At 65.9% G+C, this 23,137-nt stretch carries 27 protein-coding genes; 12 read left to right on the forward strand and 15 right to left on the reverse strand.

All coding sequences use genetic code 11. The features are described from left to right. Positions 1-44: 44 nt before the first annotated feature. Complete coding sequence (locus tag BDD21_RS14345) at positions 45-713, reverse strand: DUF1826 domain-containing protein (protein ID WP_120797727.1); 669 nt, start codon at positions 711-713, stop codon at positions 45-47. A gap of 336 nt (positions 714-1,049) precedes the next feature. Between BDD21_RS14345 and BDD21_RS14350 the strand changes: the two genes are divergently transcribed. The 3 genes from BDD21_RS14350 (at position 1,050) to BDD21_RS14365 (ending at position 3,803) form a co-directional block, all read left to right on the forward strand. After that, positions 1,050-1,784, forward strand: a complete 735-nt coding sequence (locus BDD21_RS14350) for a class I SAM-dependent methyltransferase (RefSeq protein ID WP_120797728.1) — start codon at positions 1,050-1,052, stop codon at positions 1,782-1,784. Between the two features lie 4 nt (positions 1,785-1,788). Then, complete coding sequence (locus BDD21_RS14355) at positions 1,789-2,160, forward strand: SRPBCC family protein (protein WP_120797729.1); 372 nt, start codon at positions 1,789-1,791, stop codon at positions 2,158-2,160. A gap of 446 nt (positions 2,161-2,606) precedes the next feature. After that, entirely contained in the window at positions 2,607-3,803 is a 1,197-nt protein-coding gene (locus BDD21_RS14365; RefSeq protein WP_120797731.1) for an RtcB family protein, read from the forward strand. A gap of 179 nt (positions 3,804-3,982) precedes the next feature. Here BDD21_RS14365 and BDD21_RS14370 read toward each other — a convergent pair whose 3' ends face one another. Both BDD21_RS14370 and BDD21_RS29055 read right to left on the reverse strand, forming a co-directional pair. Further along, the gene (locus tag BDD21_RS14370; protein ID WP_120797732.1) at positions 3,983-4,204 is read right to left on the reverse strand and encodes a hypothetical protein; all 222 of its coding nucleotides are present in this window, start codon (positions 4,202-4,204) and stop codon (positions 3,983-3,985) included. Between the two features lie 10 nt (positions 4,205-4,214). Then, positions 4,215-4,670, reverse strand: coding sequence for an HD domain-containing protein (locus BDD21_RS29055; RefSeq protein ID WP_281269159.1), 456 nt, complete (start codon positions 4,668-4,670; stop codon positions 4,215-4,217). Between BDD21_RS29055 and BDD21_RS28650 the strand changes: the two genes are divergently transcribed. Beyond that, on the forward strand, positions 4,659-5,108 hold the full coding sequence (locus BDD21_RS28650; protein WP_245969604.1) for a hypothetical protein: 450 nt from the start codon (positions 4,659-4,661) through the stop codon (positions 5,106-5,108). The genes BDD21_RS29055 and BDD21_RS28650 overlap by 12 nt on opposite strands. Before the next feature lie 129 nt (positions 5,109-5,237). Further along, positions 5,238-5,471, forward strand: a complete 234-nt coding sequence (locus BDD21_RS14380; RefSeq protein ID WP_120797734.1) for a hypothetical protein — start codon at positions 5,238-5,240, stop codon at positions 5,469-5,471. A gap of 55 nt (positions 5,472-5,526) precedes the next feature. Here the strand turns inward: BDD21_RS14380 and BDD21_RS14385 are convergent, their stop codons facing one another. The 3 genes from BDD21_RS14385 to BDD21_RS14395 form a co-directional block, all read right to left on the reverse strand. Further along, complete coding sequence (locus BDD21_RS14385) at positions 5,527-5,919, reverse strand: DUF302 domain-containing protein (protein ID WP_120797735.1); 393 nt, start codon at positions 5,917-5,919, stop codon at positions 5,527-5,529. Positions 5,920-6,288: 369 nt separating this feature from the next. Continuing rightward, positions 6,289-7,053 (reverse strand): HvfC family RiPP maturation protein, encoded by a 765-nt coding sequence (locus BDD21_RS14390; protein ID WP_120799933.1) that lies wholly within the window; start codon positions 7,051-7,053, stop codon positions 6,289-6,291. 192 nt (positions 7,054-7,245) lie between these two features. After that, positions 7,246-7,971: an ArsR/SmtB family transcription factor gene (locus tag BDD21_RS14395; RefSeq protein ID WP_120797736.1), complete on the reverse strand. Its 726-nt coding sequence runs from the start codon at positions 7,969-7,971 to the stop codon at positions 7,246-7,248. A 156-nt stretch (positions 7,972-8,127) separates the two neighbouring features. Here BDD21_RS14395 and BDD21_RS14400 point away from each other — a divergent pair, with 156 nt between their 5' ends. Both BDD21_RS14400 and BDD21_RS14405 read left to right on the forward strand, forming a co-directional pair. Beyond that, positions 8,128-8,742 (forward strand): hypothetical protein, encoded by a 615-nt coding sequence (locus BDD21_RS14400; RefSeq protein WP_120797737.1) that lies wholly within the window; start codon positions 8,128-8,130, stop codon positions 8,740-8,742. After that, the gene (locus BDD21_RS14405; protein WP_120797738.1) at positions 8,723-9,298 is read left to right on the forward strand and encodes a TlpA family protein disulfide reductase; all 576 of its coding nucleotides are present in this window, start codon (positions 8,723-8,725) and stop codon (positions 9,296-9,298) included. The genes BDD21_RS14400 and BDD21_RS14405 overlap by 20 nt, the downstream gene beginning before the upstream one ends. Before the next feature lie 118 nt (positions 9,299-9,416). Here the strand turns inward: BDD21_RS14405 and BDD21_RS14410 are convergent, their stop codons facing one another. The 3 genes from BDD21_RS14410 to BDD21_RS14420 form a co-directional block, all read right to left on the reverse strand. Further along, on the reverse strand, positions 9,417-11,870 hold the full coding sequence (locus BDD21_RS14410) for a DUF255 domain-containing protein (protein WP_120797739.1): 2,454 nt from the start codon (positions 11,868-11,870) through the stop codon (positions 9,417-9,419). A gap of 1 nt (position 11,871) precedes the next feature. Continuing rightward, a complete protein-coding gene (locus BDD21_RS14415) occupies positions 11,872-12,450 on the reverse strand; it encodes a Uma2 family endonuclease (protein ID WP_120797740.1) in 579 nt (192 codons plus the stop codon). Between the two features lie 140 nt (positions 12,451-12,590). Continuing rightward, a complete protein-coding gene (locus tag BDD21_RS14420; protein ID WP_120799934.1) occupies positions 12,591-13,157 on the reverse strand; it encodes a Uma2 family endonuclease in 567 nt (188 codons plus the stop codon). A 303-nt stretch (positions 13,158-13,460) separates the two neighbouring features. On the opposite strand from BDD21_RS14420, the gene BDD21_RS14425 reads away from it, so the two are divergent. The 3 genes from BDD21_RS14425 to BDD21_RS14435 all read left to right on the forward strand — a co-directional run bounded on the left by BDD21_RS14425 (position 13,461) and on the right by BDD21_RS14435 (position 16,027). After that, positions 13,461-13,808: a DsrE/DsrF/TusD sulfur relay family protein gene (locus BDD21_RS14425; RefSeq protein WP_120797741.1), complete on the forward strand. Its 348-nt coding sequence runs from the start codon at positions 13,461-13,463 to the stop codon at positions 13,806-13,808. 89 nt (positions 13,809-13,897) lie between these two features. Beyond that, positions 13,898-15,070, forward strand: coding sequence for a trans-sulfuration enzyme family protein (locus tag BDD21_RS14430; RefSeq protein WP_120797742.1), 1,173 nt, complete (start codon positions 13,898-13,900; stop codon positions 15,068-15,070). A 39-nt stretch (positions 15,071-15,109) separates the two neighbouring features. Continuing rightward, on the forward strand, positions 15,110-16,027 hold the full coding sequence (locus BDD21_RS14435; RefSeq protein WP_120797743.1) for an alpha/beta hydrolase: 918 nt from the start codon (positions 15,110-15,112) through the stop codon (positions 16,025-16,027). A gap of 153 nt (positions 16,028-16,180) precedes the next feature. On the opposite strand, the gene BDD21_RS14440 is transcribed toward BDD21_RS14435, so the two are convergent. From BDD21_RS14440 to BDD21_RS14460, 6 genes are all read right to left on the reverse strand, one after another. Further along, positions 16,181-16,987: a TVP38/TMEM64 family protein gene (locus tag BDD21_RS14440; protein ID WP_120799935.1), complete on the reverse strand. Its 807-nt coding sequence runs from the start codon at positions 16,985-16,987 to the stop codon at positions 16,181-16,183. 284 nt (positions 16,988-17,271) lie between these two features. Continuing rightward, positions 17,272-18,030, reverse strand: coding sequence for a class I SAM-dependent methyltransferase (locus BDD21_RS14445; RefSeq protein WP_120797744.1), 759 nt, complete (start codon positions 18,028-18,030; stop codon positions 17,272-17,274). A 40-nt stretch (positions 18,031-18,070) separates the two neighbouring features. Beyond that, the gene (locus BDD21_RS28300) at positions 18,071-18,349 is read right to left on the reverse strand and encodes a hypothetical protein (protein WP_147431088.1); all 279 of its coding nucleotides are present in this window, start codon (positions 18,347-18,349) and stop codon (positions 18,071-18,073) included. Beyond that, positions 18,300-18,923 carry a helix-turn-helix domain-containing protein gene (locus BDD21_RS14450; RefSeq protein WP_120797745.1) on the reverse strand — a complete coding sequence of 208 codons (624 nt, stop codon included), beginning with the start codon at positions 18,921-18,923 and terminating at the stop codon, positions 18,300-18,302. The genes BDD21_RS28300 and BDD21_RS14450 overlap by 50 nt, the downstream gene beginning before the upstream one ends. A 151-nt stretch (positions 18,924-19,074) precedes the next feature. Continuing rightward, positions 19,075-20,325: an ISL3 family transposase gene (locus BDD21_RS14455; protein WP_120795416.1), complete on the reverse strand. Its 1,251-nt coding sequence runs from the start codon at positions 20,323-20,325 to the stop codon at positions 19,075-19,077. Positions 20,326-20,340: 15 nt separating this feature from the next. Next, complete coding sequence (locus tag BDD21_RS14460) at positions 20,341-20,892, reverse strand: hypothetical protein (protein ID WP_120797746.1); 552 nt, start codon at positions 20,890-20,892, stop codon at positions 20,341-20,343. Between the two features lie 171 nt (positions 20,893-21,063). Here BDD21_RS14460 and BDD21_RS14465 point away from each other — a divergent pair, with 171 nt between their 5' ends. Beyond that, a complete protein-coding gene (locus BDD21_RS14465) occupies positions 21,064-22,041 on the forward strand; it encodes an MBL fold metallo-hydrolase (protein ID WP_170164761.1) in 978 nt (325 codons plus the stop codon). A 173-nt stretch (positions 22,042-22,214) separates the two neighbouring features. Further along, positions 22,215-23,084 (forward strand): SMP-30/gluconolactonase/LRE family protein, encoded by an 870-nt coding sequence (locus BDD21_RS14470; protein WP_120797748.1) that lies wholly within the window; start codon positions 22,215-22,217, stop codon positions 23,082-23,084. Positions 23,085-23,137 lie beyond the last annotated feature (53 nt).

Below are 23,137 nucleotides of genomic sequence, written 5' to 3' on the forward strand. Positions count from 1 at the left end.
GTGGATGACGGGAGAGCAGAGAACGCCGGTTGCCGCGTCCGGGTTTAGTCCCAGAGGGCATCCAGGGCCACGAGGATGCGCGGACCCGAGTTCGGGGCGACCTGCGGGGAGCGGTGGATCGCCCCGCCGGCCGCGTTGCCCTGCCAGGCGCTGCCCTTGAGCAGCAGGATGTCGAAGGGCCGGGCTTGGCCGGTTGCCGGGGCGCCCGCGGCGCTGCCGGGCAGACCCAGAGGGTCGATCCGGGGATCGTCGAGCCACTCCGTGCCCGGACCGCACCAAGTGCAGAGCAGCCGGATGCCGGTGCGGTCGACATGCCAGCGGGGACACATGGCGCGCTCCAGACGCTCGATGCGCAGGCCGATCGCCTCGCAGCCGAGCAGGTCGGCGTAGAGTTCCAGCAGGAAGGTAAGCTCGCGCCGAAGCGCCGGATGCGCGCACGGCGGCGGCAGCGGCAGGGCATCGATGTCGGGTACGCCATCGGCGTCGAGCCGGACGACCGCCCGCAGTCCGGACCATCCGCTCGCGTGGAGGCTCTCGAGTGCGCCGAGCCTGTTCGGGCTGCCGTGTGGCGAGTGGACACAGACTTGGGTCTCCGGCACGAAGATCCGGGTCAGATCGGCGACGGTATCCGCCCGATGCACCGCGTCGGCGAAACCCGGAAGGCCGGATGGCGCGAGCAGCGAGTCAGTCAGGATGGCAGGCTGCAGTCTCATGGCTCAGGCATCCAATCAGAAGAGGAGGAGGAGGGCGAAATGTTATGTTATGACATCGCAGAGCGTAAACCCTGCGAGAGTTCGGGTAACCGCAGCCGGTTTGGTCTCGTCGAACACTTGCCGACCGCAGACCATCGATGCCGGAAGGAACGGTACAGTTCACGCCGAGCCCGCCTCGCTCCGTGAAACCCCAAGCACGACGACCTGTCTGAGCGTGCTGCGATCCTGGCCGTCCAACGCGTCGGTGTGACGCGATCGCGGCGTCGCGCCGGGATGCCAAGTTCTACCTTGACACCTCCCACGACACCTCCCACGACACCTCGGAGAAGGCTCCCGATGAAACACTGGAATCCGCTTCTGCCGATCGCCTGCTGTTGTCTGCTCGCGGCGCTGCCAGTGCTTGCGCAGCCTGAGCCCGCGGCCGACAGTCTCTACACCTTTCACGCACCGAGCCGAGACGGGATCGGCAAGACCTATTTCGGTCGCGAGATCTCCCAAGTCATGGGCCACCAAGGCGCCGCCTGGCTGGAGCGTAGAACCCGTGTCGTCGAGGAGACGCCCGACCGTGTGGTGGAGGGCATGGGTCTCGCCCCCGATGCGCAGATCGCGGACATCGGCGCCGGTACCGGGTACTTCACCTTCCGCATTGCCGAGGCCGTCCCGGAGGGTCGCGTCTTCGCGGTCGACGTGCAACCGGAGATGCTCGAGGTCCTGGGCAAGCGCATCGAGCGACGCGCGATCACCAACGTGATTCCGGTCCTCGGCGCCGAGGACGATCCTAAGTTGCCGTCGGAGAGCCTCGATGCCGTGCTGCTCGTGGATGCCTACCACGAGTTCGCCCATCCCTTCGAGATGATGCAGGGCATCCGCCGTGCGCTGCGACCGGGCGGACGGGTCTTTCTGATCGAGTACCGCGGCGAGGACCCGCGGGTCCCCATCAAGCCGCTGCACAAGATGACTCAAAAGCAGGCGATCACCGAGCTCGAAGCCGTCGGACTGCGCTGGGTCGAGACCCTCGACATCCTGCCCACACAGCATTTCATGGTGTTCGAGAAACCCGCCGAGGGCTGATCCCGTGCAACAGGTCGACCGCATCATCGAAGCTCCCGCAGGCGTCGCCTGGCGGATCCTGATCGACACGCGTGAATGGCCGCGCTGGGGGCCGAGCGTGCGCGCGGTCGAGGCATCGGAGCCTCTGATCGGCCCCGGCATGCGCGGGCGGATCCAGACACCGGTCGGCCTTTGGCTCCCCTTCGAGATCACCCGCTGGGAGCCCGAGCACGTCTGGGCATGGCGGGTCGGCGGCGTCGACGCAACCGGACATCGTGTCGATCCGCTCGGACCCGGACGGTGTCGCGTCACCTTCGAAATCCCGCGCTGGGCACCCTTCTATCGCTTGGTTTGCGATGCGGCCTTGCGCCGGATCGAGGAGCGAGCAGCGGCTTGAGCCTCCTTGCGGGCCTGTTTGATCGAGCGTAGCATCTTGGCTGCCAAATCCTGGACCGCCGATGCGGTCGACAGACAGCGACCACCTTGCTTCGAGTCATCCACGTGCGCCAACCATGCCTCATCGCCAAGTCTCCGCGGAGCGCATTCAGCGTTTCGCCGTCGGCGTGCGCGTCCGTCGGCGGCTGCCTGTTCCGCATACACCGCAAACCCGATCCAATACGCGCGTCATATCGACCCTTCGACAACGGTCATCGCCGTTTCGGATCGCCGACAACGCGCAGATCCTGATCGCCTGACCGGTCTTACCCCCGTCAGTCGATCCGGCGGGGAGCAGCAAGACCGGACACCAAACGTCCCTTTCCAGCGCATCCTCCCCGCCATTATTCGGCATGGCCGCCGTCGGCCGTGCCATCGTGCGCCGCCGAACGCGCGGCAGGAGGAGCCATGACGATCAAGCAGGTCATTACCGAGGGCGACAAGCCGGTCAAGGTCTGGACCGAGGATCTGGACGAGCGCTCGCGCACGCAGCTGGTGAATCTCTCCAAGCTGCCCTTCATCCATAGTCATGTCGCCGCCATGCCCGACGTGCACACCGGCATCGGCGCCACCATCGGCAGCGTCATCGCCACCGACCGGGCGATCATTCCGGCCGCCGTGGGGGTCGATATCGGCTGCGGCATGGCCGCCGCGCGCACCTCGCTCGGTGCCGATCGGATCGACGAGCGGGCACTGAAGAAGGTCTTCGACCAGATCAGCCGCGACGTGCCGGTGGGGCGTTCCCAGCACACCGATGCGCGGGCGCTGGCCGAGGCGGCCACGCCCTTCGCCGCGCCGCTGGCCGCGCTGACCGAGAAGCACCCGCAGCTGCTCAAGGCGTTCGGGCGCTTCTCCAACTGGGTCAACCAGATCGGCACCCTGGGCGGCGGCAATCATTTTATCGAGGTCTGCCTCGATGAATCCGATCGGATGTGGATCATGCTGCACTCGGGCAGCCGCGGCATCGGTAATGCCATCGGCCATTACTTCATCGAGCTGGCCCGGCGCGACATGGAGCGCTGGATGATCCAGCTCCCCGATCGGGATCTCGCCTACCTGCCGGAGGGGACCGAACATTTCGACGACTACGTGGCCGCGGTCTCTTGGGCGCAGGCCTACGCGCGCACCAACCGCGAACAGATGATGTCTCTGGTGCTGGCCGCACTCTCACGCCATCTGCCGCCCTTCTTGGTCACCGAGGCGGTGGTCAACTGTCATCACAACTATGTCGAGCGCGAACACCACTTCGGGTCCGACGTTTGGGTTACCCGCAAGGGTGCGATCCGGGCGCGGGAAGGGGATCTCGGCATCATCCCGGGCAGCATGGGCGCGCGCAGCTACATCGTGCGCGGCAAGGGCAATCCCGAAAGCTTCTGCTCCAGTGCTCATGGCGCCGGGCGACGGATGAGCCGCACTGCGGCGGAGAAGCAGTTCACGCCGGCGGATCTAGCCGCTCAGACCCAAGGGGTCATCTGCCGAAAGGACAAGGGTGTGCTCGACGAGATTCCGGGTGCCTACAAGGACATCGACCAGGTCATGGCCAACCAGGCGGACCTGGTCGAGGTGGTGCATACGCTGAAACAGGTGGTCTGCGTGAAGGGCTGAGGGGCAGGGAAAGGGCCGACTGTTCTGGCACACCGGCGGACAGCCCGCGTTGATGGGGGACCCGACCAAGGCGGTGACGGCTTCGACCGGGAGCATGGCAGGTGCGATCGGGAGGCGCCCCAGCGCCTCGCCGAACCGACGCAGCGAGGCGCTGAACGGCACCTGATTGCCCGCGATCGTCAGCGTCCGGAGGGTGTGTCGGAATCGGTGCGATACGCAGTACTGGCCGGCTCCCCGTAGCGGCACAACCGGTCGACCCCGCGGGTCGCGGCCCGCACCAGCGCCGGCAGCTTCTCCCCGGTCCGCTTCGCGCGCGTCTTGGTCGGGGCGATCCCGACCGCTACCGGGATGTCGGTCCACCGTCGCACGGTGCGGGCGATCTCCAGTCCCAGGGCGAACATGCCGGGCGCCTCACTGGCCCTCCTCGTCGGCCAGGGTCTCCACCGCCGCCCACTCGCGCCGCAGCGCCTGTTCGAGCGCCGCCGGCAGACGCCCCGAGAAGGTCTCGACCAATTCCTCGTAGTACCAGAGCGTGCCCGCGCGCCCGGCGCTGAAGCGCGACCAGACCACCGCGCCACACTCCAGCCGATCCAGGTGGATCGCCTGCAGGTTGGCGAGCTTGTCGCAGGCCGACACCAGCAGCCCCGGCCCCGTGGCCCGCGCCAGATGCGCCTCCTTGCGCACCCGCCAAGGGGCCTTGTGCCCCGCCGCATCCGGCACCCCGTCGGTGCAGAAGCGCACCAGCGCCAGCACCTCGGGGCCGAACCCCGCCGCGATCGGCTCCGCCCAGTGCGCGCCGCCATCCTCCAGCACATCGTGCAGCAGGGCGGCGATGATCTGCTCGGCATCCCCGTCGTGACGCTGCACCAGCGTCGCTACCGCCTGCGTGCGGTATGTTGTCTGTTCAGTGACTCCAACCGCGACGTTTCGCCTGAAGGGATCATGAAAACACCACAGCTGCCCGGGCTCGCCTACCTTGCGGCGATTCACCTCCTCGTTGCCGCCGGCACCGCCCAAGCCCAATCGTGCGAGCCTATTCAGTTCAAGCGGGGGCATTCCTCGGGCACCGTTCGCGGGATCGCTCCCCCGGATGACGTTGTTTGCTATGAACTCAGAACCGGCGCGGGCCAACGTGCGGACGTCTCGCTAGAGGGAAGCAATGTCCTGTTCTCGGTGTCCGGCCTTGTCGATGCGCGAGACCAATACAGCTTCACGACCGAGAAGAAAACCTATCGGATTGACGTCGGCCAACTCATGCGCTCCATCAGCGATGAGCCATTCGCGTTGACGGTCTCTGTACGCTGAGCGCGGAGCAGCACCCTGTCGACGCGCATTCGGTCGGCATCCTCACCCGTTTCGGCGGGGTTACGCGAAAGCATTCCCGACGCTCTTGCCAACCGACATGATCGAGAACCCGGATCACTCCCGTCGCCCATGAGCCGAATCACCGTACCTCGCCACGTCCATCAGATCGGCCGCATTCTGCATGCAGCCCTGGATACCCGGCCGGTTCCGGCAACGCCGCCGATGGCCGCCTTGACCGAGACGTCCTGCCTGCTCGTGGAGGTCGCCGGCACGCACCCCCGAGGCGAGCAGGCTCCGGCTGGCGCCCGACGCACGCGGCTCGCCGAGGCGATCACGCTTGCAAGCGCTGCCCCGCGCCGCTGAGTCCCCACGCAACGGAGCATCCTGGTCGGGCGAGACAGGCCCGCGGTCGTGCGCGTCAAGCCTTCAGCGCCGTGGCGACCCTCTCCAGAATGGCATGCGCCTCGGTGGCGACCTCGTCGGCGACCGCGTCCTGCACCAAGGCGAGCACGGGAACCGGGTCCATGAAATCCACGGCGGTGCGTGACGGCGACACCTGCCGGACCACCACGTTGCAGGGCAGCAGCGCCCCCGCCGACGGCCGAGATGCAATCACGCGACTGGCCAACCCGGGCGCGCAGGCACCCAGGATGCGATAGCCGCCGATGTCTTCGTTCAGCTTCTTGCTCAGGATCGCGGCGACATCGACGTCGCTGACGATCCCGAGACGCTCCGCCGCCAGGGCGGCCACGACGCGCTCCACGGCCGCATCGAACGGTTGGTCGATCTCAACGCTAAAGGCATAACTCATCGGTTTTCTCCTATGGATTGGGGTTTTCGGGGCACCGCTTACGAAGGACGACAGTACACGGCGGCGGTAGCGAACACCGTGCATGCCCTTCGGAGGTGGCGTCGGGCCGGGCTCAGACAACCGCCGGCAAGGAGATGCTGCGGCCTTCGGAGAGGCTTTCCACCAGGTGACGAGTGTGATCGCCGCCGTGGAATGCGCCGCATTGGGGAATTCCCGTTCGCCGTACGCGCGCGGAATGATGAGGCCGATGAAACCCTGTGCCTTGATGTCGGCGGTTTGAGTCGGCGCGGTTTAAGATGAAAGGCGCCGACGGCGTAGAGGCCCGCGCCGGCAAAGAGCAGGACCACGCCGAGGAAGGCGACGCTTCGCTCAGCGGGTTGTCCCGAGCAAGACCCCCTTGGTACGCAGATCCTCCATCAATCCGGCCCCGAAGGCGATGACTTGATCCGGATCCGAATGGCCGAGCTCCGCTGCGATATGCCCGAGCACCTCGCGCCCGGTCTGCGGCGTCTCCTCCTCGAGCAGGATCAACAGGCGCTGCGTGACGGCGTTGATCTCGAGGAAGGCGATCGCGTCGTCGGGTGTGCGATAGATCACCAGATGCGTCGGCACCTGCGGCGGCGCATCCGGTTGGCAGTCCGGCCCGATGCGATGGACCGGGAAGCGATAGCTGAGATTCCAGGCCAGCGGCGAGAGCACCGGGCGACCCTCGAGCAGGTCGCCGGTCGGATCGAGACGCGTCCGATCCGGCGCGACATCGCTGATCTGCAACGCAAGCTCGACCCATTCGTAGTGCGCCAGCTCCAGTAGAAAGGGCGGATCCCGAGGATCGTCCGCGCGTGCGCTCTGTAGGAAGTCGAGAAACTCTTGTCCCAGCTCCAGGAAGAGCGGCGTCTTGGCGCGATGATGGACGAAGAAGTCGCGGATCAAGCCGTCCCAGTGCGCGTCGGATAAGATCCGGCGCATCACCGGGAAGTTGCCCGCGAGCAAGGCCGAGACGTTGTTGAACACCAGGTCGCGATAGATCGCCATACGGCGATCCTCGATATCGTCCGGTCCGGGGACCTTTGCGGGATCGCGCAGATGCGCGGCGAAGGCGCGCTGGCGTTGGAAGAGATCGGGTTGCTCAGGCATCGGTCGCGCTCCGCAAGACGCGGGTGAGATCAGGATCAAGGCGAGGCCGGTACAACCGAGTTTCCGCACGTGTTCGGTGCTCCGGTTCGAGTCGCCGTATCGCCGCATCCCGAGTGTGCCCGCATGTCGTAAGCCCCCGTTTGGAGTGGGGATCGTCGCCGCCGGCAAGCCGGCGACGACGCGGATGCGCGCTCAGCCCCCATCGACCGGCAATCCGGCCCGTCGCCACTCGGGCAGACCGTCTTGCAGTCGCCTCGCGCGAAACCCGGCTTCGCGCAAGCGCGCCACGGCTTCGAAGGACAGAACGCACCAGGGACCTCGGCAGTAGGCCACCACCTCGCGATCTTCCGGCAGCTCGCCCAGCCGGCTCTCCAGCTGCTCGAGCGGGACGTTCAATGCCCCCACGACATGCCCTTGTGCATACTCCTGCGGCGGGCGCACGTCGATCACCGTCACCAGCCCGTCACGGGCGCGCGCCAGCAGCTCGTCAGCCGGAATCGGCTCCAGTGCATCGCGCTGCTTGAGGTAGCTCGCGATCAGCTCGGCGACGGCCTCTTGATGGGTCTCGGCGAGCTGGCGCAGCGTGGCGATCGCATCGATTACCCGCTCGTCCGCCAGCGCGTAGTAGATGTGCTTGCCGTCGCGTCGCGGGGTCACGAGCCCCGCGCCCTTGAGCTGCTGCAGATGCTTGGAGGTGTTGGCGATCGAGAGGCCGGCGGCTCGCGCCAAATCCTCGACGCTGCGCTCGCCCTGTGCGAGGAAATCCAGCAGCTCCAGGCGCGCGGCGCTGGCGAGAGCGCGGGCGATGAGCGCCAGATGCTCGAACAGGGCCTGTTTGGGCGCCTTTTCGGGAATCGGCTCGGGAATCGGCTCGGGAGGTGGCTTGACGGCCCGATGGGGGATGCGGGCTTTGGGCATGTCCAACGTGCTCCGATGCAGATGACGGCTCGACGGCGGGGTTGTTCGAGGTCCGACGAACGATCAGTATATACCGAGCACACGCGGGTTTTTCGGGAAGCAGGTGCCTCCCGCGCGCACCCGGCCCATCGGCCCGACGACGGAGAGCAATAGCCTGTGAGATTCATCCCTCAGACCGGTCCGAACGGCACGCATTCCTGCCGCCTATCTGTCCGTTACGTTGCGGTGGCCGCCGCCGTCGTCGCCGTCCTCGGCGCTCCCCCGATCGGCGCGGAGCCCGTCCGGGTCGATCCCGAAACAGGCGCAGCCACCTACGAAACCCGAGCCCACGGCGTGAGCGTCTCGCTCACTCAACTCCTGCCCGACCAGATCCGCGCCTTCTATGTCGCCCGCGGGTTTGACCTGGCCGATGCGGATGTCTTTGCGGATGCCTGCGTCTACATGACCGTCCTGCGCAACGACACGGCGCCCGGCGAGATCGACTTTCGCCTGTCCGACTGGGAGGTCCAACACAAGGACGAGGTCCGTCCCCTTCCGCCGTTGGACGAGTGGCTGGCGCAATGGACGGCGCGCGGTGTGCCCGATTCGGCGCGTCTCGCCTTCCGCTGGGCCCAGTTCCCATCGGAGCAGTCCTATGCGCCCGGGGAGTGGAATCAAGGCATGCTGGCCACGGGGCTGCCGCCCGGCAGTCGCTTCGATTTGATTGCGCGTTGGACGATCGCGGACCAAACCTACGAGGGGAGACTCGACGATGTTCGTTGCACCGATTAAACGGATCCGCGCAGGCCTGTCGGTCTTACCGGCCCTTTTCCTCTGCTTCGGCACCGTCGGAGCCGTCGGCACCGGCGCCGCCGCCGATCTGCCGCCCCTGAGCCACCGACTCACGGTGATCGAGGATCCCGCACCGGCGCCGCCGCTGCGCCTCGAGGATATCGACGGGGTCGAGCATGACCTCGCCGACCTCAAAGGCCGGTTGGTCCTGGTGAACTTCTGGGCCACCTGGTGCCCGCCGTGCCGTCGCGAGATGCCGTCCATGGAGCGGTTGTATCAGCAGTTCAAGGAGCGCGGTCTGACGGTCCTCGCGGTGGACGTCGGCGAGGACATGGACACCGTCTTCGCCTTCACCGGTCAACTGGATCCGGCGCCGACCTTTCCGCTCCTGCTCGACACCGATTCACGCGCCGCGCAGGACTGGAGCGTGAAGGGCCTTCCCACCAGCTTCGTGATCGACCCGGAAGGCCGGGTGATCATCCGTGCCGTGGGCGGCACCGAGTTCGACGATGCGGCGGCCGTGGAGCAGTTGATGCCCTATCTCCCGAAGCCTTGACGGCGTCCCGCGCTAACCCTCGGTTCGGCGCCCGACGAGCTAGCGTCGCTCGCCCGACGCTTTGAGCGGCAGAGTGAAAGGGAAACCGAAACCTCAATCCGTGCCGAAGCGGGCTGTTTCAGCGGGAAGGCAGCGGGACCTGCAGAACCAGGGTCTCCGGGGCCAGGCAGATCGCGTCGCTGCATGCCTGCAGACGCAGCTCGAAGGGTAGCCATACGCTTGGATCCTCGCCGGGGTCGGCCCGCTGTTGCGGGTTTGCTGCGAGCGTCGCCGCAATCCGGACGTGTCCCTGATAGACCGCCAGCGGCTCGCTCTGGAAACCGAGTCGGAGGATCTCCGGGGTTGGGTAGGCGGGCGCCGCCATCCTCCAGCCCCCACTTTCCTCGCTCATGCGCAGGGTCGTTCCGATGAGTTCGTCCTGCAGCGGCCGGTGGGCATTGACGTGCCAGCCCGGCCGCAGGGTCAGATCAACGACCAGGTTCGCGACGTCGTTCTCGCCCGAGCTGTTTCGGGCGCTGATGCGGGCGTCGGCGCGCACTGCGCCCCGTGCCGCGTATTGCAGGTGTCCGGTGTCGCCGTGGCGCATCAGGTTCAACGCCGTCAGCAGCGCCGGGAAGGCGCTCGGCACTTGCGCGACCCGGCCCGATGTGCTCGCCAACAGGGCGCTCGCGTGCCGCTCGTACTCCAACGCATCGGTGCGCCGGGTCAGCTGCGCCAGCAGTTGCAGGGCCGCCGAGGTGGCGGACGGCATGACCCCGTCGGTGACGTCCTTCGGCCGCGTCATCAGCGGCGTGTCTTCGGCGGCCTCGCCCATGAAGAGACCGCCTTCGCCGTGATCGGCAAAGCGCTCCCAAAGGGCATCGGCCATCTCGCGGGCTCGCGTCAACCAGCGCTGCTCGCCGGTGGCGTCATAGAGCGCAATCATGGCCTGTCCGAGAAAGGCGTAGTCCTCCAAGAGCCCCGGCTGCGCGGTGCGTCCATCGAGATAGACGCGGTTGATCCGACCCGGCGCCGGACGCTGCTCGCTCCAGAGCAGCTCCGCGGCGCGTTCGGCAGCGCTCAGATAGCGCGGCTCGTTCAATGCGTCGGCCGCCTCGGCGAGTGCGGTGATCATCATGCCGTTCCAGGCGGTGAGGATCTTCTCGTCGCGATGCGGATGCGGGCGTCCCTCGCGATGCCGATAGAGGCGCTCGTTGATGGCGTCGATGCGCAGCCACAGCTCGGCCGGAGACACGCCGCGGGCGGCGGCGAACGACTCCGGCGCGCTCGGCAGATGCAGGATGTTCCGCCCCTCGAAGTTGCCGGATTCGGTCACCCCGTAGAGGGCGATGGCGAGCTCGGCGTCCTCGGGCGAGAGCACTGACCTCAGCTCGTCCGGCGTCCAGAGGAAGAAGAGTCCTTCCTCGCCCTCGCTCTCGGCATCGGTGGCGGAATAGAAACCGCCCGCCGGGGAGGTCAGATCGCGCAGCACGAAATCCAGCGTGTGCCGGGCCACGCGTGCCAGCTCGGGGTCGCCGGTCAGACGCCAGCCGGCCAGGTAGAGGCGCACGAGCTGCGCCTGATCGTAGAGCATCTTCTCGAAGTGAGGCACCAGCCAGTCGTTGTCGATCGCGTAGCGATGGAAGCCGCCGCCGACCTGATCCTGAATGCCGCCGCGCGCCATGCTCTGCAGGGTGAAGACGGCCGCCGTCAGCGCGGCTTGATCGTCCCGGCGCAGCGCCTGGTCGAGCAACAGCGCGAGCCGCGGCTGCTGCGGGAACTTGGGTGCGTCGCCGAACCCGCCCTGCAGCTCGTCATGCTGCTCGAGCAGACTCGCAACGGCCCGATCGACGATCCGGTCTCCGAGCTCGGCGGCCTGTGCTTCGACGGCGAGTGCCGCGGCAACGGCGCGGGCGATCTCGGCCGCCCGGGCGCGCATCTGGTCCGGCTGCGCTTGCCACAGGGCGTTGGCGCGTTGCAACAGCGAGCTGAAGTCATCGGGCGGAAAGTAGGTCCCGGCGACGATGGTCTCGCCCTGCGGCGTGAGGATGCTCGACATGGGCCAGCCGCCGCTGCCGGTAAGCAGTTGCACGGCGGTCATATACACCTGATCGATGTCGGGGCGGACCTCCCGATCGACCTTGATCGCCACGAAATGCGTGTTCAGCAGCTCGGCGATGGCGCCGTCCTCGAAGCTCTCGCGCTCCATCACATGGCACCAGTGACAGGTCGAGTAGCCGATGGAGAGGAACACCGGCTTGTTCTCGCGGCGGGCGCGCTCGAACGCCTCCGGCCCCCAGGCATACCAGTCGACCGGATTGTGGGCATGCTGGATGAGGTAGGGAGAATCCTCCAGGATCAAGCGGTTGATGTAACGGGGCCGGCCATCGGGGAGCAGGTGCTCGGTGCGCGGGCGGTAGTGCGGTCCCTTGGCCCCGAGCGCCGCCGACAGCCGGCGTTGCAGCTCGGGTGGGTAAGTTGTCGAGACGTCCGCTGCCGCCTGCGCGCCGTCGTGGCCCTCGGCGCCGGCGCCACCAGCCTGCGCGATGGTCAGGCAGAGCAGCAGGGAAAGACCGACGCGTCGGCGGTTCATGCTACCTCGACAGCTCCACCTTATCGTAGACCTCGGCCAGCGACAGCTCGGCCTCGACGACGCGCAACTGGATGGATTCGGACGGATCCTGGTAGCTGCTCAGACTCCAGGTCCCGTCCGGCTGGCGGAGAAACAGCTCCGCCTGCATCCGATATTGCGACAGCAGCAGGTAAGCCTGCAGACTCCGGAGGCTTCGAAAATGTCGGAACTTGTCGCCGCGGTCGTAGGCCTCGGTGGAGTCCGACAAGACCTCGACGATCAAGGTCGGATTGGTGACGACGTCGCGCCGGCCGTCGTGGAACCGGCGCTCGCCGCAGATCACCATCACGTCCGGGTAGATGCCGACGTCGTCGGCGGCGATATGGACCTTCATGTCGCGCGGGTAGACGCGGCAGGGTCGATCCTTGAGCTGGTTGCGCAACTCGGCGCCGACATTGAGCACGATCAGATTGTGCTCCTCGGTGCCGCCGGCCATCGCAAAGATCTCGCCGTCAACGTATTCGCTGCGCTGGTCTGTGGCGGTTCGCTCGATAGCGAGCCAGTCGTCGAACGAGAAACCTGGTTGGGGTGCAGCGGACATCATGGCCTCCGTTGGGTCGTTGCGGCGGATGGTGCAGGCCCGAGTATAGACTCAGCAACGCGCGCCTTGATGCGTGCCACGGACGCGGACGGCTTCCAGTCGGTCGAGGTAAAGACCGAGGTCGACGCGGAAGCTGCCCCTCATTCCAGGTCGCCGAACAGGAGGCCCAAGTCGATCTCGATCGCTTCGAACGGCGGGATGCGCACCTTGGCCGAGGTCTCGTCCGGGCCTTCGGCCGTGAATACGGAACGGTATCCGCCGGCATCCAGGGCATAGGCGATCAGCGCCCGGTCCTCGGGTGAGACAATCCAATAGAAGGGAACCCCGGCGCGCTGCAGGCGCAGGAAGTGCGTGACCGTGTCCTTGCGCTCGTGGCCCGGGGAGAGGATCTCGCAGACCCAGTCCGGCAACAGGGTCATGACGCCGGAAGGGCGCTCCGGCAGCCGCTCCTTGCGCCATCCGGCCAGGTCGTGGCTGGGACAGTGGTGCTCGTTGTAACGGACACTGATCTCCGGGACGATCCACCAACCGCCTGAGCCGCCTAGACGCTTCAAGGGAATCGTCTCTTCCACCAATCCCGACTGCGCCAGCCCATGCTCGAAACGACTCATCGGCCGCTGCACGATCTCGCCGTCGATCAGCTCGACGCGCTCGTCGCCGGGCCAGGTCAGCAGGTCGTCGATGGTGAGAAATCGTTGTGCTTCCATCATCTGTTGCTCGCAAGTCAGTGGGTGATGGTTTTGGAACAGTATCCAGCTTAAACCGCGTCCAGCGAGAGACGCTAACTTTCGAGTGAGCTTGATGTTTGGTGCATCCAAGTCCCTTAGTGGGGACGCGGTTTAAGAATTTATCATTTTTAATCTCTTAAACCGTGCCGACTCCAGCGGTCGTCAAATCCGCCGGGGCCGATCACCCTAAAACATCGCATACCGCACTGGGTACGGTTTAAAGTCGGGGGTCGCCGAACGTCTCGATTGCCGATGTGGACCCCATGAACTCAGGAGTGACCCATGTCCAAGGTTCTCTTCATCCTCAACGATCCGCCCTACGGCACCGAGCGCAGCTTCAACGGCCTGCGCCTCGCCAAGTCGCTCGCCGGGAAGGACGCCCATGTCACCGTCTTTCTCATGGCCGATGCCGTCGCCTGCGCCAAGTCCGGGCAGAAGGTGCCGCAGGGCTACTACAACCTCGAGCTGATGGTGAAGGCGGTCGCGCGCGGCGGCGATGTGCTGCTCTGCGGCACCTGTCTGGATGCACGCGGCATCGGCGACGCCGAGCTGATCGAGGGCACGCGCCGCAGCACCATGGACGAGCTGGCCGAGGCGACCTTGGCGGCGGATCGGGTCCTGGTGTTTTGACCCGGATCTATTTCCGGACGAGCTGCGCCGGGCGATCCGGCCCGAGACCATCCTGATCAGCCTGATGCACGCCAACAACGAGAGAACCCATGTCCGCACCCACCGAGAACAGCCTGGCCACCCGCTGCGTCCATGCCGGCGAGCGCACCGATCCGCACGGCAGCCCACAGACGCCGATCTATACCACGACGACCTTCGCCTTTCCCACGACCGCCGCACTGCTCGATGTCGTCGAGGGACGGGTCGCCGGAAGCCTCTATACGCGCTACGGGCTGAACCCCAGCATCCTCGCCTTGGAGGAGAAACTGGCCGCCTTGGAAGGGGCCGAGGCCGCGCTGGCCTTCGCCTCGGGCATGGCGGCGGAGTCCGCGCTCTTCTTCGCCCACGGGCGCGAGGGCATCGTCTGTATCGGGGATGCCTACGGCGGCACCCTGGAGCTGATCGGTCAGCAATTGCCGCTGCTCGGAATCCCGACCCATCTCCTGCTCGGCCACGAGCTCGAGCAGCTCGACGGACTCCTCGCCGACGGCGCCCGCCTGGTCTTCCTCGAAACGCCCACTAACCCCGCCTTGGAGATCTTCGACATCGCCGCCTTGGCCGAGCAGGTCCATGCCCGCGGCGCTCTGCTCGTCGTCGACAACACCTTCGCCTCGCCGGTCAATCAGCAGCCGCTGGCGCTCGGGGCGGATCTGGTCGTGCACAGTGCGACCAAATATCTGGGCGGACACAGCGACCTGACCGCCGGCGCACTGATGGGCGCTCGGGCCCTGTTGGATCCGGTGTGGAACTGGCGCAAGAACCTCGGTCAGATGCCCGCACCCGAGACGGCCGCCCTGCTGGCGCGCAGTCTGCGAAGCCTGGTGGTGCGGGTGAGACAGCAGTCGGCATCCGCGCTGATTGTCGCCCGGGCGATGGAGGCCCATCCGCGGGTCGCCCGCGTCCTCTATCCGGGCCTCGCGTCCTGCCCCGGCCATGCCCTCGCGGCGCGGCAGATGAGTGGGTTCGGTGGGATGCTGACCCTCGAGATCGCCGGCGACGGCGTGGCGGCTACCGCGGTTGCCGATCGCCTCGAGCTGTTTGCGCTCGCCCCCAGCCTGGGCGGGGTCGAGAGCCTGGTGACGCAGCCCTGCACCACAACCCATCATGGACTCACACCCGAGGAGCGCGCCCGACGTGGCATTTCGGACGCGATGCTGCGACTCTCGATCGGATTGGAGGACGCCGAGGACCTGATCGCCGATCTTCACCGAGCGCTCGGCTGAGCCGACGCAGCCGATTCATCAACCCACGGAGACCACCGCATGAACCATCGCCTTCAAAGCCCAGGACTCGCGCTCGCCATTGCACTGCTCGCCATTACCCTGGCGGCCGGCACCGCTGCGGCCGAAGAGATCACCCTGACCGACCGGGGCCTCGTCCTGAACGCCAACCTGGAGACGACCGGCACCGACTGGCAGCAGGGTCCGGTCGTGCTGATGACCCACGGCACGCTCGCCCACGGCGGCATGGAGATCATGCAGACCCTGCAATCGGCCTTGCAGGAACGCGGAATCAGCTCGCTGTCCATGACCCTGAGCCTGGGTCTCGACAACCGCAGCGGGATGTACGACTGCGCAACTCCCCATACCCACCTGCACACCGACGCGGTCGGCGAGATCGATGCTTGGCTCGGCTGGCTGCAGAGCCAAGGCGTGGAAGAGGTGGCCCTGCTGGGACATTCGCGCGGCGGCAATCAGTCGGCCCGGTTCGCCGCGGAGCACCCGGACGCTCCGATCAGCGCCGTGATCCTGGTCGCCCCGCAGACCTGGAGCGAGGCCGCCGCGGTGCAGGACTACGACAAGCGCTTCAGTAAGGCCCTGGAGCCCCAGCTTAAGCGTGCGCGTCTGCTCGACACGGAAGGGCGCGGCGCCGAGATGCTTGCTCCGGTCGACTTCATCTACTGTGCTGAGACCTCGGCAACCGCTGCGGCCTTCCTCTCCTACTATTCGCCCGATCCCCGCATGGACACCCCGCGTCTGATCCCCGAGATCAAGGCCCCGGTTCTCGTGGTGGCCGGCAGCGAGGACGATGTGGTCGAAGGACTGGTCGAGGCGGTGCAGCCGCTGGCGGACGGCGAACGCGTCAACCTGATCGTGCTCGACGGCGCCGATCACTTCTTCCGCGATCTCTACGCAGAGGAGATTGCCGACGACGTGCAAACGCTGCTCGAGGGCGAGTGAGCAAGGAGCAAGGAGCAAGGAGCAAGGAGCAAGGGGATTTCCGAGAATCGTCATCCCGACTGCGCATGCCTGGATGGCATCGAGTCCCCTAAGCCGTCAGTCTTGAGCAAACCATCGTAGAGCCTCCGAGCGGAGTTCGATTCGTCATGTCGTCTACAGTCTGTTGTTCTTGCCGCAATGATGATCCGGATCGGCAGGTGCAGACCCGCGAAGGCGGCTTAATCGCATTGCGGATCGGCCTGTTCGATCGGCCAGCCGGTGGGGATCCTCCTCCTCGGCGTCGAGACGGCGCTTAAGCCCTTCGACCGGCAGCGTCGGACGCTGACGCAGCCGCGCGACCAGTCTCGGCAGGAAGGCCACCGCGGCGAGCAGCGCCAGCGCGATCAGACCGTTGCGGATCAGACCCTCGCCGGCGATCGCCTCGCGGCCGGCGAACCCCAGGTAGGTATAGGCCACGGCGCCCGGCAGCATGAACACCAGGGTTGCCAGCACATAGGCCAGAAAGCGGATGCGGGTCAGACCCAGCGCGTAGTTGAGCAGATTGAACGGGAACAGCGGCACCAGCCGGGTAAAGGCGACGAAGCGCCAGCCTTCGGCTTCGACCCCTTCGATCAAGCGCGCGATGAGACCCTTGGCGCGCGCCTGCACCCAGTCGCCGGCGAGATGCCGAGCAATGAGGAAGGCCAGTGCGGCGCCGAGCGTGGCCCCGAGCAGGTTGTACAGCGTGCCCCAGATCGGGCCGAACAGTGCGCCGCCGACCAGGGTGAGCACCGCGCCGGGAAGGAAGAGCACCGTGGCCAGCACATAGAGCCCGATGAAGATCAGGGGTGCCGCGGCACCGGCGCCGCTGACCCATGCCTCCAGTGCTGCGACGTCGAGATGCTCTCGGTAGAGCAGGGCGGCGGTCACCGCGCCGACCAGCAGCAGTGCGCCCAGGGTGCGGAGAAGCGTAAGATTCATGGTGGCCTCCGGCATCGGCTCGGGGAACGAAAGGTGTCTGTCGCGCGAAACGGCACTCTGTTTCGGTCCGGGTGGGCGGAGTCTCGCGTCCGGTCGGGGAACCCATGATGCCTGGACGAAAGCATGACCAAGGCCGTGGCGGCGCAGCCAGCCGAGCCGACTTGCTCGCAATCGACCTCCGAGACGTTGACCAAGGCGCGTCCCGACCAGGCTTGAAGTGTGGTGACTGACGGCGGCGTCCGGTTTGCGCGTATGAGATGCGCTTCCCGCGCCCCGATGTCGGATTATCCGGCACGGCGCAGGATGTAGAACACATACCCGCAGATCCCGGCCGCATCCGCCATCAGCGCGATCTCCCGCTCGGTCATGTCGGCGACGGCCTGTGCCTCCGGGTCGTCGGCGTGGTCGGCGCGGAAGCTCGGCAAGCGCGCATGTAACGGGCCGTAATAGTCGATCGTCCAGGCATCTGCCGGCAGCGGGAAATGCCCGACGGGTTCCCATCCAAGGCTGCTTGCCGCAGCCAGGTTGTCCGCGACATTGCGCATTCCCGGATAGCCCTCGCGCCAGGAGTCGAGGAAGGCCGCCGGGGGATGATCGGTCAACCAGGACAGCTCCGAGACGACGAGCCAGCCGCGCGGGCGCAGCAGACTGCGCCAGTGCGTCAAACCCGCGTCGAACCCAATGATGTAGATGGCCCCTTCGCTCCAGATCAGATCGAAGGCGGCGCTACGCAAGGGCATGGCGTGCATGTCGGCGACCAAGGGGCGAATCCGCCCGTCGAGACCGCGCGACTGTGCCCGTGTCCGCAGCTCGCGGAGAAACAGCGGCACCCGATCGACGGCGGTGATGTGTCCGGCGGTTGCCTCCGCCAGAACCAGGGATGAGGCGCCGCCGCCGCACCCGACATCCAGAATGTCGGGCGTTGCCGGCAGTCCGACGCAGTCGGCCAAGGCCCGGCGCGTCGCCGTGTCTCTGCCGGGACCGAGACGCGGCAAGCCGGCGTGCAGGGCAATCAGCCAGTCCATCATGCGTGCATCGTCCATCGGGCTTCGCGTCCTCGCGTCGGGTCGGAGTCGAGTCAGTCTAAACCGCGCCCAGCGTGGTATGCGATGTTTTTGGGTGGGATCGGCCCGGCAGATTTAGGTGATTTCCGGGTTGACCGTCTTCGAGGCGTTCCTGTTCGCCGTCTCCCCGCTGATGGTCTTCGTCGTCGGGCTCGGCACGATCGGCATCCGGATGATCGGCAAAGACCTGCTGTTCGGCCTCGGGATCCAGCTCTTGCAGCCGATCCTCGCCGTGATCAACCTCTGCATCATCCTGACGACCCAGAACCTTCGGTGTCGAGAGAACGATCGCGGACACCCTTGCCGGCGAGATCTCCCGACGCGTCACGGGTGACACGGTATTCCCGCAATTCGGGCGGCTCGGGCCTCCGTAGCAAGGTCTCCGAAGGTAATTCGCCGAAACACTCCTTGTAGGCTCTCGCGAACTCGCCGAAATGCCAGAAGCCCCAGTTGAGCGCCTCCGCCGAAACCCGGGTCGATCCCGGCATCGCCGCCAAGAGGGCCTTGCGAACCCGATGCAGCCGCAGACGGATCAGATAGGCGACCGGGGTCAGCCCCAGAACCTCCTTGAAGGCATATTCCAGGGTGCGTTCGCTCACGCCGGCGGCACGGCATAGATCGCTGATCGAGAGAGTGGCGGGGATCCGCTCCAGTGCCTGCTCTTCGGCGCACTTCACGATCTCGCTGCGTGAGCGCCGGGTCCGGGCGCCGCGATCAGGCACGAGATCCTGGGCCTGCCGAAGCGTCGCCAAGAGGGCGTCGATCAACTCGACCCGGGCGGCGATCCGCTCATCCTCCCGATCGTTGAACAGGTCGGGTCGTTCTACCGCGGTCTCCACCAGCCGCTTCCCCCAGTCGAAGAGTCCGCACACCGTCGCTTCGCTGGGGCTCTCCCGGAATTCAGGGAAAGCGCTAAAATATTTAAAAACATGACGTTGTAGTCATTTTGACCGAACACGTTGGTTGAAAATATCGCTGGACGCACCCCGTCCAAGCCATTTTTAAGCGGTTGTTTTTCATTGATCAGCGCGCGAAAACCCGATAACCGCACAGATCGAGGTACACCCTCTGGTAGAGCCGGCGCAGGTTGCTCAAGCCATAGCACCGCCGTTTTAATACTTTGATCTTGTTGTTGAGACCTTCGACGAAACCGCTCGTGTGTCGTTCGGTAAAATAATTGGTGATCTCGTCCCAATGACGGCGCAACGTTTTCAGGAAGGATTGAAAACACGTCATCTCGGCGTTCTTGACCCGTCGCATCCAGCCACTGAGTTTGCGCTTGGCCTGACCTTTGGACAGGGGCATGTCGTAGACCTCGGTGAGGGCTTGGCTGAGGGCATGAGCTTGCGCGAGTTGCGGGGAATAGGCGAACAACCGGGCGCGGATCCGCCGTTCCTCGGCGCTCAAGTCGGATTCGCGCTTGCGCAGGATCCAATGGACGTTCTTGAGCCCGCCGTACTCGGTTTTCGACAGGTCGCGCTTGAGCCGGCGCAGTTCTGTCTTGCGCAACGTCTCCACGGCGTCGCGATACAAACGCGCGACATGGAAGCGATCGGCGCAGATGGCGACGTGCGTGCCGAAGACGGCCTTGGCCGCACCGATGAAGCCGCTGTACAGGTCGGTGCACACGACGCGAACGGTGCGCCGCAAGGATTTTGGGATCGTGCGCAAAAACGCCTCGATGGTCGCGCGCTTACGGTCCTTGAGCACGGCGAGGATGCTCAGGGTGTCCTCGACCCTGGCGCTGACGATCACCACGAAATTGCCGTGGCCTTTGGTCAAGGCGATCTCGTCGAGCCCGAGCACGGGCAGCGCCGTGAGCGTCGTCCAGTCGATCTGGCTCGGGACGCACCGATCGAGAATACCGTCGAGGTGCTCCGGGGTGACGGCCTCCTTGTGCGCGACGTCTTCCAGGGTGCTGTTGATCAGGGCGCGCATCAGGCTGTGTTCGAACGCACGGGTGAAGCCGCTGCGCGGGTCGTACCAGTCCACCCGTTGGGTGGTGGTGGGATGATCCCGGCAATCGGGGCAGCGATACCGTTTGGGACGAATGAGAATTTCGGTGCGATGCTCGAAGATCGACAGATGGCGCAACCGCCGTTCTTCACCGAGTCCATGCGGCTCAGTGATGCGTCGGCCGCAGCTCCGGCACTGCGTGCCCTCCTCGGTGCTGTGCACATGAATTTCCAGCACAGCGGCGTCCGTGATCTCGACGCGGTCGATGGCGATCTGCGGCAGTCCGAGCAGGCGCAGGAGTTGGCTCTGGTCAATCATCGGTTTTCCATTGAGTTAAAAGCGTTCGAATGGAAGTTTACCAAGATTGGCTGCGTAGAACACTGATTTTACTAAACTTGGCGTTCCCTGAGATCCGGGAGAGCCTTCGCTGGCTTGTAGCGTCTCCACCCCCTGCGGAAGACGGAACTCCCCCGCCCATTGTCGCGCCGTCCGATGGAGGCGGATCTCCTCGGGCGGGAGCAGGAAGTCGATACTCTCCCAGCCGGGCTCCACCACGAACCGGGCCTCGGAGTCCGGGGCAGCGGCCAACAGCATACCGGGGCGGACTGGCACCCCGTTCACCGTCCCCCGCGCCTGCGGGCCGAAGGTAACATAGGCGAGCAGCCCCTCGCGCACGCTGGTGCTCGTGCGCAGGCGCTGGTTGCTGGCATGGAAGAGCACGCTGGCCGCCCCGAGGCGCACGACGACGCGCCGCGCCCGCAGCGGCCGGGATTCGAGCTGTACCGCGTCGAGATCGAGCAGTTCCTGTCCCGCATCGGCCGACGCGGGGTCACTGATCTCGGTCACGATGACGGCGGGGGAATCGCTGATGAGAGGGGTGGCCACGAATTTTTCGTTTTGCGGTAATCCGATAGACGGCTCAGGTGCCTGACCGGAAACTAACACAGTTTTGCTTCAGGTCGATCCAGCGACAGCGCCTGGCCCATGCGTGGGCAGGAAAGACTGCGACAGCCGCGCATCGCGCCGACCCAATCCATCTCAATGACATCCGGCCCAATGAAACTCCAGCACGTCAGCGACCACTGCTTCGCGGTTCTCAACGAAAAAAACCGCGTCTGCGATGCGAATTCCGGTCTCATCAACCTCGGTGGCGGTGTGGTCATCGACACCCAGTCGGACCTGGCCCACGGGCGGCGGATGATCGAGCTGTTCGGCAAGGTCTGGCCGGGCATGCCCAAGCGCGTGATCAACACGCACGAGGACGGCGACCACGTCTGGGGAAACCAGCTCTTCGAGGGCGCCGAGATCATCGCGCACCGCACAGTCAAGGAGCTGATGCCGCACGTCGCCGATCCGAAGGAGACCCAGCAACTCCTGAAGGCATCCGATCGGGTGCTGACGCGGATGCTGCTCAAGGCCCTGCACCCCGGCGCATTGGCCGTCGCTCGACAGTTGCAGGAGGACTACGACTTCGACGGCATCAGGCTGGTGCTGCCGACGACGGTGTTCGAGGAGCGGCATGTGCTGGACCTCGACGGCACGGAAGTGCACCTCATCTATGTCGGGCCGTGCCACCAGATCGGCGACACCATCATCCATGTCCCTAAGGAAAAGATCGTGTTCGCGGGCGACGTGATCTTCCGCGAATGCACGCCCATGGGCTGGAACGGCACCTACGAGAAATGGCTCCAGGTTCTGGATCTCATTATCTCGCTCGATCCCGACGTCATCGTTCCCGGACATGGACCGGTGTGCGGGGTCGACGGTGCGATCCAGATGAAGGCCTATCTCCAATACGTGCGCGAGGAATCAAAGCGCTGCTTCGATCAGGGGCTGAGCGCCCTGGATGCGTCCAAAATGATCGATTTCGGACCCTACGGCGGGTGGCGCGCCCCGGCGCGCCTGTTTATGAACGTCGAGCGGGCCTACCGGGAGCTGCGCAACGAGACCGCGGACGCACCTTGGGACCACGCGAAGGTCTTCGACGCCGTCCTCGCCGTGGCGAAGGCCAATGGCATCCCAGTTGAGTTCTGACGGCACGACCCTGCACCCAGGCCCCGGCGAGCTGATCTACTGCGACGACACCACCGGCAGGGGCCATGTGACCCGATCGATCACAGATATTCGCCTCGCCTTCATCAACCGGGCCGGCGGATAAACCGGCGGCAGGCCCCGCGGACTGCCCAGCGACCGCCACAGGAGCACCCATGAAGACGCACACCGGCAAGATCCTGATCGACAAGACGCGCGGGCTTAAATTCACCGAAAGCCCGCGCTGGCACGACGGCAAGCTGTGGTTCCTGGATATCCACGACAAGGCGATCATGACCGCGGACCTAGACGGCCAGGTCGAGACGGCGGTGGAGCTGCCGTTCATCCCGAACGCACTCGGTTTCCGGCGCGACGGCAGCCTGCTGGTCGGCGATGCGATGCAGCGCCGAATCCACCGCTGGGACGGCCAGGCGCTGCAATCCCTGGCCGATCTGAGCGGCATCACGACCTTTTGCCTGAGCGACGGGATCGTCGATGCGCAAGATCGGATGTACGTGGGCGACATCGGCTACAACTTCTTCGACCCCGCGAATAAGCCCGTGGACACCTGCGTGATCGCCTGCGTCGAGCCCGATGGCCGCGCCAGGATCGTCGCCGACGGCCTGCACTTCCCGAACGGGATGGTGATCACGCCCGACGGCAAGGCCTTGATCGTCGGCGAGACCATGGGTCACCGCCTGACCGCGTTCGACGTGCAGGCCGATGGATCGCTCGCCAACCGGCGTGTCTATGCGCAGTTGCCCGATGACGTGAGTCCCGACGGCATCGCGCTCGACGCCGAGGGCGCAGTCTGGCTCGCCAACCCCGAAGGGCGATTCGCAGCCTTGCGGGTCCGCGAAGGCGGCGAGATCGCCGAGCGGGTCGAGCTGGACACCGAGGGCTACGCGGTGATGCTGGGCGGGCCGCACCGCCGGCATCTGTTCATCTGCGGCTCGGACTCGCACGATCCGGCCGAGATCGCGCGGACCCCGAGCGCGACCCTGCGGGTGATCGAGGTCGAGGTGCCGGGAGCCGGCGTTCCCTGAGCTCGCCTCGGTGCGGGGAATGGATGTGGGATGGTGATGACACGAGGGTTGCC

Source organism: Thiocapsa rosea, from assembly GCF_003634315.1.
Taxonomy (GTDB): domain Bacteria; phylum Pseudomonadota; class Gammaproteobacteria; order Chromatiales; family Chromatiaceae; genus Thiocapsa; species Thiocapsa rosea.

Bases quoted from the DNA above. Each gene is read 5' to 3' on its own strand.
- BDD21_RS14455 (WP_120795416.1), bottom strand. From the start codon at position 20,325: ATGATTGACCAGAGCCAACTCCTGCGCCTGCTCGGACTGCCGCAGATC.
- BDD21_RS14425 (WP_120797741.1), top strand. From the start codon at position 13,461: ATGTCCAAGGTTCTCTTCATCCTCAACGATCCGCCCTACGGCACCGAG.
- BDD21_RS14405 (WP_120797738.1), top strand. From the start codon at position 8,723: ATGTTCGTTGCACCGATTAAACGGATCCGCGCAGGCCTGTCGGTCTTA.
- BDD21_RS14435 (WP_120797743.1), top strand. From the start codon at position 15,110: ATGAACCATCGCCTTCAAAGCCCAGGACTCGCGCTCGCCATTGCACTG.
- BDD21_RS14385 (WP_120797735.1), bottom strand. From the start codon at position 5,919: ATGAGTTATGCCTTTAGCGTTGAGATCGACCAACCGTTCGATGCGGCC.
- BDD21_RS14420 (WP_120799934.1), bottom strand. From the start codon at position 13,157: ATGGAAGCACAACGATTTCTCACCATCGACGACCTGCTGACCTGGCCC.
- BDD21_RS14380 (WP_120797734.1), top strand. From the start codon at position 5,238: ATGAGCCGAATCACCGTACCTCGCCACGTCCATCAGATCGGCCGCATT.
- BDD21_RS14430 (WP_120797742.1), top strand. From the start codon at position 13,898: ATGTCCGCACCCACCGAGAACAGCCTGGCCACCCGCTGCGTCCATGCC.
- BDD21_RS14350 (WP_120797728.1), top strand. From the start codon at position 1,050: ATGAAACACTGGAATCCGCTTCTGCCGATCGCCTGCTGTTGTCTGCTC.
- BDD21_RS14345 (WP_120797727.1), bottom strand. From the start codon at position 713: ATGAGACTGCAGCCTGCCATCCTGACTGACTCGCTGCTCGCGCCATCC.
- BDD21_RS14415 (WP_120797740.1), bottom strand. From the start codon at position 12,450: ATGTCCGCTGCACCCCAACCAGGTTTCTCGTTCGACGACTGGCTCGCT.
- BDD21_RS14410 (WP_120797739.1), bottom strand. From the start codon at position 11,870: ATGAACCGCCGACGCGTCGGTCTTTCCCTGCTGCTCTGCCTGACCATC.
- BDD21_RS14465 (WP_170164761.1), top strand. From the start codon at position 21,064: ATGAAACTCCAGCACGTCAGCGACCACTGCTTCGCGGTTCTCAACGAA.
- BDD21_RS14445 (WP_120797744.1), bottom strand. From the start codon at position 18,030: ATGGACGATGCACGCATGATGGACTGGCTGATTGCCCTGCACGCCGGC.
- BDD21_RS14395 (WP_120797736.1), bottom strand. From the start codon at position 7,971: ATGCCCAAAGCCCGCATCCCCCATCGGGCCGTCAAGCCACCTCCCGAG.
- BDD21_RS14370 (WP_120797732.1), bottom strand. From the start codon at position 4,204: ATGTTCGCCCTGGGACTGGAGATCGCCCGCACCGTGCGACGGTGGACC.
- BDD21_RS14390 (WP_120799933.1), bottom strand. From the start codon at position 7,053: ATGCCTGAGCAACCCGATCTCTTCCAACGCCAGCGCGCCTTCGCCGCG.
- BDD21_RS14365 (WP_120797731.1), top strand. From the start codon at position 2,607: ATGACGATCAAGCAGGTCATTACCGAGGGCGACAAGCCGGTCAAGGTC.
- BDD21_RS14470 (WP_120797748.1), top strand. From the start codon at position 22,215: ATGAAGACGCACACCGGCAAGATCCTGATCGACAAGACGCGCGGGCTT.
- BDD21_RS14440 (WP_120799935.1), bottom strand. From the start codon at position 16,987: ATGAATCTTACGCTTCTCCGCACCCTGGGCGCACTGCTGCTGGTCGGC.